Here is a 13,842-nt window from a genome sequence, read left to right as displayed (position 1 = left end):
TTGATGTCGCGAGGATCGTGAACTTGGCGGAAAATCGAGATGAGAGCCTGCATGGGAGCCTCCCCGAATCGAGAAGCCTCATGAATGAATCCTTCTCTACCTCCCGCGCAATGCCCTTATACTCATCTGCGATTCCCCTGCCCCCCCCCCCCACCCCTCCCCGCCATTCACTGCGTTCATGGGGGGAGGGGAGAAGAAGGCCGAGCGTCTTTCCTTTCGCTCCCCATCCTCATTGAGATCCTGGGGGGAGGGGATGCGCGACGTGGAAGGGGCGGAGGAAGAGGACGTGCCGGACGCCCCCGCCCCCGGCTTTTCTTGCCGGCCCGGCGGGCCCATATAGTCGCGGCATGCCGCACGCCCCCGACCAGCCGCAGCCCCCCAAAAAGCCGCGCGCCTCTGAGAAGCCGCGCGCCCGCAGCCGGGCGGCGCGCCCGCCGGCGCCGGCGATGGACCCGTCGCTCGCCGCGCTGCTCAATCCCGGCATCAAGGACGGCACCGCCGGCCACGGCGCCATGACGGGTTATGGCGAACCCGCCGGCACCACGCACGACGACAGCCAGCCCGAAGGCTTCGCCGAGGCGCCGCAGGCGTCCCTCGACGGCGAGCCTTATGGCGTCGGCGCCAGCGCCGAGGCGCTGGAGCGGCTGATCCGCCAGGGCAACCCGATCCACGCCACCCAGCTGTGGACACCGCACCGGCCGCCGCGGCCGCCAAAGAGCGAGGGCGGCCGCAAGTTCGTTCTCAAGGCGCCGTTCGAGCCGCAGGGCGACCAGCCCACCGCCATCCGCGAGCTGGTGGCGGGCATCGCAGCCGGCGACCGCGACCAGGTGCTGCTCGGCGTCACCGGCTCCGGCAAGACCTTCACCATGGCCAAGGTGATCGAGGCCACCCAGCGCCCGGCGCTGATTCTGGCGCCCAACAAGACGCTGGCGGCGCAGCTCTACGGCGAGTTCCGCAGCTTCTTCCCCGACAACGCGGTGGAGTACTTCGTCTCCTACTACGACTACTACCAGCCCGAAGCCTACGTGCCGCGCACCGACACCTATATCGAGAAGGATTCCTCGATCAACGAGCAGATCGACCGCATGCGCCACGCCGCGACGCGGGCGCTCTTGGAGCGCGACGACGTGATCATCGTCGCCTCGGTGTCGTGCATCTACGGCATCGGCTCGGTCGAGACCTATACGGCGATGACCTTCTCGATCAATGTCGGCGACCGGCTCGACCAGCGCCAGATCATTGCCGATCTGGTGGCGCTGCAGTACAAGCGCAGCCAGCTCGATTTCGCCCGCGGCATGTTCCGCGTGCGCGGCGACACCATCGAGCTGTTCCCGGCCCACTATGAGGACCGGGCTTGGCGCATCTCGCTGTTCGGCGACGAGGTCGAGCGCATCGACGAGTTCGATCCCTTGACCGGCGAGACCAAGAGCGCGCTCGGCTTCGTCAAGGTCTACGCCAATTCGCACTATGTGACGCCCAAGCCGACGCTGCAGCAGGCGGTGGCCTCGATCAAGGCGGAGCTCAAGGTCCGGCTCGGCGAGCTCAACGCCACCGGCCGGCTGGTCGAGGCGCAGCGGCTGGAGCAGCGCACCGTCTTCGACCTCGAAATGCTGCAGGCCACCGGCGTCTGCCCGGGCATCGAGAACTATTCGCGCTACCTCACCGGGCGAAGGCCCGGCGAGCCGCCGCCGACGCTGTTCGAATACATCCCCGACGACGCGCTGGTGTTCATCGACGAAAGCCACGTCACCGTGCCGCAGATCGGCGGCATGTATCGCGGCGACTTCCGGCGCAAGGCGACGCTGGCCGAGTACGGCTTCCGCCTGCCCTCCTGCCTCGACAACCGGCCGCTGCGCTTCGAGGAGTGGGACGCCATGCGGCCGCAGACGGTGGCCGTGTCGGCGACGCCGGGCAATTGGGAGATGGAGCGCACCGCCGGCGTGTTCGTCGAGCAGGTGATCCGCCCCACCGGCCTGATCGATCCGCCGGTGGAGGTGCGCCCGGTGCGCACCCAGGTCGACGATCTTCTCGGCGAGGCGCGGGCGATGGCGCGCGCCGGCTATCGCACGCTGGTCACCGTGCTGACCAAGCGCATGGCCGAGGATCTCACCGAATACCTGCACGAGCAAAGCGTGCGCGTGCGCTACATGCACTCCGACATCGACACCATCGAGCGCATCGAGATCATCCGCGATTTGCGGCTCGGCGCCTTCGACGTGCTGGTCGGCATCAATCTGCTGCGCGAGGGGCTCGACATTCCCGAGTGCGCGCTGGTGGCCATTCTCGACGCCGACAAGGAAGGTTTTTTGCGCAGCGAAACATCCCTTGTTCAGACCATCGGCCGCGCCGCGCGCAATGTCGACGGCAAGGTGATCCTGTACGCCGACCGCATCACCGGCTCGATGCAGCGGGCGATGGCCGAGACCAGCCGCCGCCGCGACAAGCAGCTTAGCTGGAACGCCGCCAACGGCATCACGCCGGAGAGCGTGAAGAAGGGCATCGCCGACATCCTCGACTCGGTCTACGAGCGCGACCATGTGCGCGTCGATGCCGGCGCGGCGGCGGCCGCCGCCACCATCGGCCACAATTTCGAGGCGGTGATCGGCGACCTCGAGACCCGCATGCGGGCGGCGGCCGGCGACCTCGATTTCGAGACGGCGGCGATGCTGCGCGACGAGATCAAGCGGCTCAAGACCGCCGAACTGGCGGTGGTGGACGACCCGACCGCCAAGCGCCCGGCGCTCGCCGGCGCGGCGGCGTCCGGACGCGGTCCCCGCAAGCCGACGCTGGACGAGATGGGGCCGCACAATCGCGACCTGCCGCTTCCGCCGGACGACTTCCGGCCGGGCAAGAAGCCGGGGTTCAAGGGCAAGCCGGGCGGGCGGCGGATGCGGACGTAGGGCGGATCAGCCGAAGGCGTGATCCGCCGATGGCGCCGCCGGGAAATGGCGGCATACGCTTCGCTATGCCGCCCTACGGGCTACGCGGCATCCTCGGCGGGTTCGGGTGTCGCCGGCTCTCTGGCGCTCGGAATTGCCCTCAGCAAGTGACAAAGCTCGGCGATCTGGGAATGAAGATCGTCGAGCACGATGTCCCGGGTTGCATAGGACGTGATGCGAAGCGGGATCGCCGCATTGCCTTCCAGATCGAATGCCCTCACCGGATTCGATGACAGCCAAGGAGCAATCGCGTTGAGGACCGCTGCCGCGCGCCCATATTCCGTCGGTGCGAAAGTGATCCATAGAGGGCCGATGCCGTAGCGGGCCCAGAGCTGGTGATCGATGCCGACCCATGCGCCGGCCCCGCCGATCCGAAGGTAGCGGCCGGCACCGTACCACTTGTGAGCGGGCAGGAGCCCCTTCCTGTCCGCGATCCCGGCTGCGAGCGCACGCTCACAGGCCTGTTGCACCAGATCCGCCAGCCCGATCAGCCTTCGTGGCACTTCGGTGCTCGTCAGTTCTTCCAACGTCGCGGGCACGTAGCCTGTCGAGTCCATGTGCTCGCAAAGGCCGCGCAACTGCCCCACGTCCGAGACAGTGTCGGCTTCTCCGGATGCGCGCGCTTCTGCTTCGATGCGATCGAGGAGTGCTTGCCAGGATGTCACCGCAAGGGTCCGATTTCCGACCTGTCCGGACAGCGCATTCGCGTGACGGATACTTGGTGGCGGCAGATGTAGCCCCGCTCGTGCGGCCGAAACCACGAGATCCGGCCATATCGAATGCACGCGCCTCGGCGGGACCACGAAGAGCAGCAGGCTCGGCTCGTCGTTGGGGAGCCTCTCAAGGTAGGCGGCAGGCTGGTTCGGCGTCAGGCCTGCCCAGAATTTGTTCTCGATGAGCAGTATGGCCCTGCCGCAATGATCGAAGCCGGCAAGATCCGGTATCGCTTGGTCCTGCCCCACGCACTGAGTCCTGAAGGAGCGGATCTCTGATAACTTAGCATTCAGGATCGTCGAGATTTCGTTCAGTGCCCGCCGTGCTGCCGGCGATTGGACGAGCATGTAAGCTAGGGCTTCGGTCGCAAGGTTCTCGGCTCCTGACGAGAAACGCGCCGCCAAGTGGCCGAACATTGAACTCATGCCTTCGCTCCGATCTCGAATCATTTCTGGATTACGGGTTCCGGTGAGACAGTGCACCAAATTTCGCTCTCGCGGCGGGCGGTTCAGCCCACGTAGGGCGGATCAGCCGAAGGCGTGATCCGCCGATGGCGGCGCCAACGGGCGGCGGCATACGCTTCGCTATGCCGCCCTACGCGCTACCCGCCTGCCCCTTACGCCGCCTCTTCCCGCGTCGGGCGGATCAGCACCGCGGCGGAGATGCCGAGCCCGGCGTGCAGGCGGCGGATCATCTCGATCGACAGGCTGCGCTTGCGGTTCAGCACCTCGGCGACGCGGGCGCGCGAGCCGATCATCGGCTCCAGATCCTTGCGGCTGAGGCCCTGCTGCTCCAGCCGGAACAGGATCGCGTCGATCGGGTCCGGCGGGTCCATCGGGAAGCGCGCGGCCTCGTAGGCGTCGATCAGCGTCGCCAGCACGTCGAGCCGGTCGCCGGCCGGCGTGCCGCTCTCGGCGCCCCACAAGCGTTCGATCTCGGCGAGGGCCGCCGCGTGATCGGCGTCCGTGCGGATCGGCTTGACGTCACCCGTCATGGTCGACCTCCTTCACGTCGATCCTGTCATAGGCTGCGTGGCTGCCGATCCACTTGATCCAGACGATCCCTTTGGCGAAGTCCACCGCGCACACCAGACGATAGGCGTTGCCCTTGATATTGAAGACGATGCGGTCCGCACGCATGATGCTGGCGCTGGCATAGTGGGCCTTGATATCGGCAGAGCGGACCCAGCGGGCCTTGGAAGCTTCGTCGAACCAGGCATCGAGGGCCGCCTTCACCGCGGGCTGATCGGCATGGCCCGCCAGACTCTCGACGAATTCACGCAGCGTCCGGCGTGCAATGATCCGCATGCCGCAATCATGCATGATCCCATTTTGGGATCAAGGGCGATCGAGAACCGTCGCGAGAAGCGCGTAGGGCGGATCAGCCGAAGGCGTGATCCGCCCTCGCCACGCCAGCGGGCGGCGGCATACGCTTCGCTATGCCGCCCTACGGGCTACGCTGTTTCAATACTACCGCCAGGATCCCTTTGCCGAGAGGGTCTTGGCCACATCCTCGGCCCTGGCCGGGGCTTTCAGGGAACGGACGTTTCCGGCGGCATGGAGCTTGCCGCGCCAGGGATCGAAGACCGGCACCCCGGCTTCGACGAAATGCAGGGTATCGCGCGACACCACGACCAGGTCTTCAAGGGCGGCGATCGCCGCGATGAACAGGTCGGGCTGGCCGAAGGTGTGGCCGCGCTTCTGGCCGTCGACCACCATCGTCTTCCAGCGGACGATGACGTCTTCGGTCACCGGCAGGATGCGGCCGGCGAACAGCGGCCGGATGGTGCGGTCGAGCCAGAGATTGAGGTCGGTCCGCTTCGACGGGGCGTCGAGCTGCTCGATGCCGTAGCGGATCTCGCCGAAGGTGATTTCGGTCACATAGAGAAGCTCGCCGGGCTGGGCCGCGACAAACGCCAGCACGCCCGAATCGGCCCGCGCCTTTCGCAACTCGGAAATGACGTTGGTGTCGAGCAGCCAGCCTCTCACAGCTCGACGTCTCGGACGGGGGCGTCGAATGACCGCCGCTCGAACTCGACCTCGGCGAGGGGCGAGGCCTGCAGAGCCCGGACGATGTCATGGCCCGTGACGGGGCGCTGCATCCGGTCGAACTCGGCGGCGCTGACGACCACCACGGCGTCGCGGCCGTGCAGGGTCACCCGCTGGGGGCCATGTTCCTGGGCTTCGCGCACCACCTCGCTCAGCCGTGCCTTCGCGTCCTGAAGGCGCCAGCGGTTGCTGGGTGGCGGCGTCCGCCCGCCGGCCTTGGAGCCGGCCTTGGCGCGTGCCGACGTCTTGGAGCGCCTTGAAGGCTTGGCGCCTGCCGGCTGGGTCATGACCCCACTTTCTAGTCGTTACGACCAGATTTTGCCGCAAGGCTGCCGTTGGCGGCAAGGCAATTTTCGCTCCTTGCCAAGGGGCGGATCCGCCAGCGCGTAGGGCGGATCAGCCGAAGGCTCGGCGCAAAAAAGAGCGGAATAGGCTGCGCCTATTCCGCTCTTGCTGCATGTTAGAGCGTGATCCGATCTGACTGCATCAGATCGGACGCTCCAAGTTTATAGTTTGTCGCATATTCTTTCGTGCAACCGGTATCCACTTGTGCGGAAAATGCTCTAATTAACGGGAAACGAGGGGCGGTTCAGGGAACCTAACCATTGGGGATGACAATGAATTTGTTTTTGACTATCGCGGCCTACATCATTGCGGGTGGAGTAGCCTTCGCTGATGGCTTTTTGGTATTTCCTCAAGAAACCAAATCTCTTTCGGGCGCGGTGAAGTGTAATGGAAAGGTCACCCGTACCGATGGTATGCCGGACCTCTGGGGATGCATCGCGCCCGGAGCGGAAGTTGTTAAGCTCTTTGTCAACGAAGCCAAACCGGGGCGCGTTGATAATGTAAAGCTGATGTGGAACGACTGGACGAAAGATATTGGGTATGGTGTTCACACTGACAGAGCTATTGCGGAAACGTGGGCTGTGGTCGTTGCGAAAAGATATGCTCCTAGTCAGGTCACAGAAGTTCTGGACGCATTTCGGGGTGAACGAAACACGTTGATAGAGAGTTCCAGCTTCAGGATTTCATACAAATATTCCAAAGGCCCGGCCATTGATGAGCGGCTGCTCATTGTCACTGAGAAGCAGTAGCCCGCGTTGAGCGGATCAGCCGAAGGCATGATCGGCCGATGGCGGCGGCGCCCGCGTGCGGCGGCATACGCTGCGCCATGCCGCCCTACGGGCTTTTCCTGATGACGGTCCCGGATCGCGGGCCTGCGGCCCTTGCCCGGGACGACGGGGACCGGACCTCAGCCGCCGCTCACACCGCCGACTGCACCCACTGCACCAGCTTGGCCTTCGGCGCGGCGCCGACCTGACGCGAGGCCAGTTCGCCGTTCTTGAACAGCATCAAGGTCGGGATCGACATCACGCCGTACTTTGCCGCGGTGGCCGGGTTCTCGTCGACGTTCAGCTTCACGATCCGCAGCTTGCCGCCCATCTCGGCGGCGATCTCGTCGAGAACCGGGGCGATCATGCGGCACGGGCCGCACCATTCCGCCCAAAAGTCGACAAGCACGGCGTCGGTCGCCTGCAGCACATCCTGGTCGAAACTCGCGTCGGTCACCTTGGCGACGGCCATGATCGGTCCTTTCAATCGAAGGCGGGGCAGTGATTACGTGAAACTAGGGACCGGCCGGGAGAGCGTCAAGGCGAGCCCGGCGCGATGCCGAGGCGCGCCAGCGCCGCCTCCAGCAGCGCGTCGGGCACCGGCACGACGGCGGGTCCGCCGGTGAACACCAGCCAGCCGGTCACCGGCCGACCGGGAAACAGCTCGGCCAGCAGGGCGCGATAGAGCGCAAGCTGGCGCAGGTGGGCGGGCGCCACCGCCTCGGCGCTCTCCGGCACCGTCGCGCCGGTCTTGAAGTCGGCAAACAGAATTGCGTCCTCGCCGATCCACAGCCGGTCGATGCGGCCGCTGACCGTCTCCGCCATCCCGGCGACGTCGACCGTGCCGGCGATCGGCACCTCGGCGCGGCTGCCGGGGCCGAACAGGCGGGCGAGCCGGGGATCGGCGATCAGCGCCAGCGTGTCGGCGAGCGGCGCCGCCGCTTCATCGAGGCCGGCGCGGGATGCGATGGCGGCAGCCGCCGCCGGGCGGCCGGCTGGATCGATATCCGGCAAAACTTCGAGCAGGCGGTGGACGAGGAGGCCGCGGGCGACGGCGGCTTCGTCCTGCGGCGGGCCGCGGCGCGACGGGCTGAGCCGCCCCGGCCGGGCGAGCGGGCCGGGCGCCGGCCGGTCGAGCCAATCGGGGCGCGCGGGCGGCGCGGGCGCGGCTGCTTCCCCAGCGGCAGCCGCCTCCGGCTGCGGCCAGCGGCTCCAGCGCCACACCGTGCCGTCCCAGCCGTCGGCCGGCTCCCTGGTTGCGGCATCCTCCAGCGCAGCCTTCACCAGATCGTGCCAGCAGCCCTCCGGCTGCTTGGCCTTGCCGCGGGCGCCGGCCACCACCAGCACGTCGGCGGCGCGGGTCAGCGCCACATAAAGCAGGCGGCGGTATTCGTCCGCGGCCTCGGCGCGCATCGCCGCGCGCGCCGCTGCCGCCGCCGCGGGCTCGCCGGCCTTCACCGGCACCCACACCAGCGGGCGCGGCGCCCCCTCCGGCGCGCCCTCCAATCCTCCTGGACGGGCGAGCGGCAACAGGCGCGGATCCTTGGCGCCCTCCGGCCGGGCCACCGTGTCGGCGAGGATCACCACCGGCGCCTCCAGGCCCTTGGCGCCGTGCACCGTCATCACCCGCACGGCGGCGGACGCCACCTCCATGTCGCGCTTGATCTCGGCGCCGGCAGCGCGCACCCGCGCCAGAAAGCCGGCCAGCGCCGGCACGCCCACCGCCTCGTCGCCCAGCGCCAGCGCCAGGAACTCGTCGAGCGGGTCGGCGGCCTCGGGCCCGAGCCGCGCCAGCATCGCCCGCCGGCCGCCGTCGCGGCCGAGCACGCGGGCGTAGAAATCGAACGGCCGCAGCGCGCGGGCCTCAAGACGCCAGCGGGCGAGCCGGGCCGCCGCGGCGCGCGCTTTCAGGTCGGCGCTGTCATCCAGCGCCGCCGCCAGCGTGCCGGAGCGCGGGTTGGCCAGCGGCACCAGCTCGTCGTCGGTGAAGCCGAACAGCGGGCTTTTCAGCACGCAGGCCAGCGCGAGGTCGTCATGGGCGGTGAGCAGCGCGTCGCCCAGCGCCATCAGGTCCATCACCGCGATGTGCTCGATGAGCACCAGCCGGTCGGCGCCGGCCACCGGCAGGCCGCGGTCCTTCAGCGCCTTCAGCACCGCCTCGAACAGCACGCCGCGCCGGCGCACCAGGATCAGGACGTCGCCGGGCCGGATCGGCGTGCCGTCGGCCTTCCTGCGGGCGCCGCCGGTCCAGGCGGCGACGCTGGCGGCGATATTGCGGGCGAGCCGCACCTGCGGGCTCGCCTCGGTCGCGGCGTCGAGCGGCAGGTCCCACGCCTCGCCGGCCTCGGCCGCCGTGTCCGGCTCAAGCAGCGGCCACAGCTCGACCACCCCCGGCACCCCCGCCCGCACCGACTGGTGGACCAGCGCCGCATCGTCGGCGATCGACAGCCCGGCGCGGGCCGCGGCGTTGGCGAACACGGTGTCCACCGCGTCGAGCACCGGCTGGGCGGAGCGGAACGACACGTCGAGCCGCACGGCGGTGAGCCCGCCTTCGCCGGCCGCGCGGGTGAAGTGACGCTGCATGGCGCCGAACATCGCCGGCGCCGCCCCCTGGAAGCCGTAGATCGACTGCTTGGCGTCGCCGACCGCGAACACCGTGCGCGGCCGCTCGCTGGCTCCTTTGCCGGCAAAGAACTCCGCCGCCAGTGCCTCGATGATCGCCCACTGCGCCGCCGAGGTGTCCTGCGCCTCGTCGACCAGCACATGGTCGATGCCGCGGTCGAGCTTGTAGAGCACCCAGCTTGCGCCGACCGTGTGCAGCAGGTCGCGGGTGCGGGTGACCATGTCCTCGAAATCGAGCAAGGCCCGGCGCGCCTTGGCCGCCTCATAGCGGGCGATCACCGCGGCGGCGAGCACGAGCAGCGCGGCGCTGCGCTCGCTGGCCACGGCGGCACGGCGGCGGTCGAGCAGCGCCACCAGCCGGTCGCGCTCGGCCGTCAGCGCCTGGGCAAACGCCGGATGGCCGTCGCGGATGCGCTTCGACGGAAACACCTTGTCGCTGCGCGGCTCGTCCTTGTCGGTCAGGAACACCCGCAGATAGGAGGCGAGCGCCGCCTCGCCGTTCTCGGCCGCGGCGGCGGCATCCAGATAGCCGGCTAACTGTTGATCCTTGACACCGCCTGCCGTGAACAGCGCCGCCAGCGCCGGCCAGTCGCCGCGGGCGATCCGCGGGCTTGCCAGCATCGCGGCCTCGATCGCGGCCACGCTCTCGCCGGGCTGGAGGCCGAGGGCGGCGGCGATCTCGGCCACCGCGCCCTTGATGCCGCCGGCCGAGGCCAGCCATTCGGCGATGGCGTGGCGGCTCTTCACCGCCTCGTCGAGCGCCGCCTTCAGCCCGTCGTCGGAGGCGGCGGCGATCGCGCTCTCCAGCGCCCGGCCGAGCTCGCCGTCGATGTCGGCTGCGGCCTCGACCATCACCCGGGCGCGGGCCTCGGCCAGAAGCTCGTCGGCCTGGCGCTCGTCGAGCACCGAGAAGCCGGCCGGCACCCCGGCCTCGAACGGGAACTGGTGCAGCACCCGGTCGCAGAAGGCGTGGATGGTCTGCACCTTGAGCCCGCCCGGCGTCTCCAGCGCCTCGGCGAACAGCCGCCGCGCCCGCGCCCGGCGCCCGGCATCGGGTACGCCGCCGTCGGTCTCGACGATGAGCCGGTCGAGCTCGGCGTCGGGCGCCGTGGCGAACTTCGCCAGATCCTTCAGCACGCGGTTGGCCATGTTGGCGGCGGCGGCCTTGGTATAAGTGAGGCACAGAAGCCGGCCCGGCGGCACGCCGCGCAGCAGGAGCCGCACCACCCGGCGCGCCAGCACATGCGTCTTGCCCGAGCCGGCATTGGCATCGACCCAGGCCGAGCGGGCGGGATCGGAGGCCGCCGTCTGGTCGAGCCGGGTCTTGTCGGGGATGACGAAGCCGCTCACGCCTCGCCCTCCTCGGTGCCGCCACCGCCGGTCGCCGACCATTCGGCGACGCGGGCGAGGTGGTCGTAGTCGCCGTGGCGGCCGGCAAATTTCGGGCGCACGTGCGCGACATAGCCCTGGGCGGGATCAAGGAAGCGCGCCACCAGCCGGGCGAGCCCGGCCATCGCCTGCGGCGCGAGATCGGCGAGCGCCCCATCCTGCGGCTTGACCGGCAGCCACGCGCCCGGCGGCGTGCCGCCCGACACCCGCACATAGACCATCGCCTCGACCGGCGTGCCGGCGGCGATGTCGGCGAAGCCGCCGCCGGTGACCATCGCCGCCTCCAGCGGCAATTGCGGCGCGAGGCCGGAGGCGACCTGCGGGTTCGAGGGCGGCTGGCCGGTCTTGTAGTCGATCACCACCGCGCCGGTGGCGGTGAGGTCGACGCGATCGGCGCGGCCGGTCAGCGTGAAGGCCGTGCCGGGCACGCCATAGCGGCCGGAAATCTCGACGAGGCTCGTCACCGGCGCCTCGGCGCGGCGCGCGCTCTCCTCGGCCACCAGCCAGCGCGCCACCCGCTCGAAGCGCGGCCACCACACCGCCCGAAGCTCGGGGAAGCCGTCGATGCGGGCGAAGGCATCGCGCCCGAACGCGAGCAGCCGCGCCAGGGCGTCGGGCGGCAGGTCCGCGGGATAGGCCTTGAGAAAGGCGGCCAGCGCCTCGTGCACGATGGTGCCGCGGGCGGGGGCGGCGACGTCGGCCTCCAGCGGATCGAGCGGGCGCAGCTTCAGCACGTGGCGGGCGAAGATGGTGTAGGGGTCGCGCACCCAGTCCTCGATCTCGGTCACCGAGAGCTGGTTCGGCCGCAGCGCCAGCGGCGGCGCCGGCATCGGCCGGGCCACCGGCCGCGCGGGCGGCGCGGCATCGACCAGCCGGGCCAGCGCCAATAGCCGCTCGCCGCCCGCCTCGACGTCCTTCCAGGCCGCGCCCGAGACGGCGGCGAGGCGCTGCAGGAAGCGCGCCGGCACGGTGGGCGCGCCGCCGGCCTTGCGGGCCCGCGTCAGCACCACCTCCGGCGCGCCGAACGCCTGCACGAAATCGTGGGCGCCGAGGCCGATGCGCCGCTCAGGCAGGTCGAGCCCCAAGGCCCGCCGCATCGGCCGGCTGAGCCAGGGATCGTTGGAGGTGTCGGGCGGCCAGCGGCCCTCGTCGAGGCCGGCGATCACCACCCGGTCGAGCGGCACCATGCGGGCTTCGAGCGGCCCGAGGATGCGCACCCGCGCGGTCTCGTCGAACGGCGTGCGCACGGCGATGCCGCGCATCAGCGCCGGAACCGCTTCTGCATAGTCGGCTAAAGATATCGGCGCGGCGTCGTCGGCGGCCTCCAGCAGCGCCGCGAACAGATCCGCCAGCGCCTCGGCGTCGTCGCTCATGAGCCCCGCCGCGCCGTCCGGCCCCAAGGTCATGGCCTCGATCGCCGCGCGGTGGGCATCGATGAGCCCGCGAAGCGGCTGCACCGTTCCGCCGCCCAGTGCCAGGAACGCACCGAGGGCGGCCCCAAGCCGCGCCACCAGCGCCTCGGCCCGGTCGAACAGCCAGGGCGCGAGGTTGCGCCGCCGGGCCTCGGGCGAGGTGCGCATCTCGGCCAGCGCCAGCCGCAAACCACCCACCCCGGCGCCGGGGCGGGGGCCGCGCAGCACCGCGACCTCCAGCGCCTCGCGCTCCCTCGCGAAGGCCGGCGCCGGCAGGCCGAACGCCACCGCCGGCTGGTTGAGCAGCGCCATCAGCCGCACCGGCGCGAGGTCGGCCGCCACCGCCTCGGCGACGAGGCGGGCGAGCAGGCCGGCCGGGGTGTCGGCGAGCGGCACGCCGGCCGAGTCGTCCACCGCGATGCCCCAGCGGGTGAGGTCGGCGGCGACGCGGCGCGCCAGGGCGCGGTCGGGGGTGATCAGCGCGGCGTGGCGGCCCGGCGTCTCCAGCACCTCGCGCAGCGCCAGGGCAGCCGCCAGCGCCTCCTCCTGCGGCTCGGCGGCGACCGCCAGCGACACGTTCGCCAGTGCCGCCGCCGGGTCGAGCCCGGCCTCCGGCACCGCCCACTGCTCGGTGGTGGCGGCCGGGCGCAGCGCCCGCGACACCAGCCGCTCGCGGCCGGGTGCTGCGGGCGCGCAGAGGGATTCCACCGCATCGCGGCCGATGCCGATGGCGGCAAGCGTCTGGGCGAGGCCGAACTGCGGATGGGTCGGCAGCGGCTCGCCGTCGTCCGCCGGATCGAGCAGGCGCCAGGCGGCGTCGTCGAGAACCGTATCGAGGCCCGGCAGCACCACCGCGCCCAAAGGATGGCGGGCGACGGCGGCGATGAGATCGCGGGTCGCCGGGATCGAGCCGGTCGAGCCGGCGACGATCACCGGGCCGGGGGCGCCGGCGGCGATCCGCGCGGCTTCGCGCGCCGCCAAAAGGTCGCGGCGCGCCGCCGGGTCGATCCGGCCGCGCTCGGCCAGGATCGCCGGCCACAGATCCTGCGCCACCGCCTTGAGGAAGCGCACGGAAATCTGCCAGTAGCGGTCGAGCTCCTCGGGCACCAGCCCGTCGAGCCGCAACCACGGCACGCGGCCGGTGGCCATGCGGTCGATCAGGCGGGCAAGCTCGTCGGCCAGCGCCAGCGCCGCGGCCGGCGCGGTCGCCAGCCCTGCTGTGCCGTCGAGCCGCAGCTCCGGGCTGGCGGCGAGCGTGGCGACGAGGCGGGCCAGCAGCAGGCGGCGGGCGAGCGGCGCGATCGCCTCCGGCAGGTCGGGCGCACCCTCTTCGGCCGCGCCGAAATCGATCTCGTCCTCGCCGACCTCGCCGAGCGGCACCAGCCGCGGCAAGAGCGTGGCGCGGCCGCCGCGCGCCTCCAGCAGCGCCGATTCGGCCAGCCGGCAGGCACGCCGCGTGGGCAGATAGAGCGTGGCGCGGGCGAGCGACGCCGGATCGCCGGCATCGGGAAAGCCTCGCACCAGCCGGCCCTCCAGCAGGGCGGCGGCGAAGGTGGCGAGAAACGGCGCACCGGCGGGAATGGTGAAGACGCGCGGGCTCACGGCA

At 70.5% G+C, this 13,842-nt stretch carries 10 protein-coding genes; 2 read left to right on the top strand and 8 right to left on the bottom strand.

Going from position 1 to position 13,842, the window contains the following annotated elements; genetic code table 11:
- Positions 1-347: 347 nt before the first annotated feature.
- A complete protein-coding gene (uvrB, locus tag F1193_RS10535) occupies positions 348-2,900 on the top strand; it encodes an excinuclease ABC subunit UvrB (protein WP_150097640.1) in 2,553 nt (850 codons plus the stop codon).
- Positions 2,901-2,980: 80 nt separating this feature from the next.
- Here uvrB and F1193_RS10530 read toward each other — a convergent pair whose 3' ends face one another.
- The 5 genes from F1193_RS10530 to F1193_RS17645 all read right to left on the bottom strand — a co-directional run bounded on the left by F1193_RS10530 (position 2,981) and on the right by F1193_RS17645 (position 5,988).
- Positions 2,981-4,078, bottom strand: a complete 1,098-nt coding sequence (locus tag F1193_RS10530; protein WP_150097639.1) for a PD-(D/E)XK nuclease family protein — start codon at positions 4,076-4,078, stop codon at positions 2,981-2,983.
- A gap of 191 nt (positions 4,079-4,269) precedes the next feature.
- Positions 4,270-4,647, bottom strand: coding sequence for a helix-turn-helix domain-containing protein (locus F1193_RS10525; protein WP_150097638.1), 378 nt, complete (start codon positions 4,645-4,647; stop codon positions 4,270-4,272).
- The gene (locus F1193_RS10520; RefSeq protein WP_150097637.1) at positions 4,637-4,960 is read right to left on the bottom strand and encodes a type II toxin-antitoxin system HigB family toxin; all 324 of its coding nucleotides are present in this window, start codon (positions 4,958-4,960) and stop codon (positions 4,637-4,639) included. Before F1193_RS10520 ends, F1193_RS10525 begins: the two co-directional genes overlap by 11 nt.
- A gap of 162 nt (positions 4,961-5,122) precedes the next feature.
- Positions 5,123-5,641, bottom strand: coding sequence for a type II toxin-antitoxin system VapC family toxin (locus F1193_RS10515; RefSeq protein WP_150097636.1), 519 nt, complete (start codon positions 5,639-5,641; stop codon positions 5,123-5,125).
- Positions 5,638-5,988, bottom strand: coding sequence for a type II toxin-antitoxin system Phd/YefM family antitoxin (locus F1193_RS17645; RefSeq protein WP_150097635.1), 351 nt, complete (start codon positions 5,986-5,988; stop codon positions 5,638-5,640). Before F1193_RS17645 ends, F1193_RS10515 begins: the two co-directional genes overlap by 4 nt.
- A gap of 330 nt (positions 5,989-6,318) precedes the next feature.
- Here F1193_RS17645 and F1193_RS10505 point away from each other — a divergent pair, with 330 nt between their 5' ends.
- Complete coding sequence (locus F1193_RS10505) at positions 6,319-6,795, top strand: hypothetical protein (protein WP_150097634.1); 477 nt, start codon at positions 6,319-6,321, stop codon at positions 6,793-6,795.
- A gap of 169 nt (positions 6,796-6,964) precedes the next feature.
- Here the strand turns inward: F1193_RS10505 and trxA are convergent, their stop codons facing one another.
- The 3 genes from trxA to addB all read right to left on the bottom strand — a co-directional run bounded on the left by trxA (position 6,965) and on the right by addB (position 13,838).
- The gene (gene trxA / locus F1193_RS10500) at positions 6,965-7,285 is read right to left on the bottom strand and encodes a thioredoxin TrxA (protein ID WP_126401595.1); all 321 of its coding nucleotides are present in this window, start codon (positions 7,283-7,285) and stop codon (positions 6,965-6,967) included.
- Positions 7,286-7,350: 65 nt separating this feature from the next.
- Positions 7,351-10,785, bottom strand: a complete 3,435-nt coding sequence (gene addA, locus F1193_RS10495; protein ID WP_246164294.1) for a double-strand break repair helicase AddA — start codon at positions 10,783-10,785, stop codon at positions 7,351-7,353.
- Complete coding sequence (gene addB, locus F1193_RS10490; protein ID WP_246164292.1) at positions 10,782-13,838, bottom strand: double-strand break repair protein AddB; 3,057 nt, start codon at positions 13,836-13,838, stop codon at positions 10,782-10,784. Before addB ends, addA begins: the two co-directional genes overlap by 4 nt.
- Between the last annotated feature and the right edge of the window lie 4 nt (positions 13,839-13,842).

Source organism: Blastochloris sulfoviridis (assembly GCF_008630065.1).
Taxonomy (GTDB): Bacteria; Pseudomonadota; Alphaproteobacteria; order Rhizobiales; family Xanthobacteraceae; genus Blastochloris; species Blastochloris sulfoviridis.
Note: the sequence above shows the minus strand (reverse complement) of the source record. Positions and strands in the feature narration are given on the sequence as shown.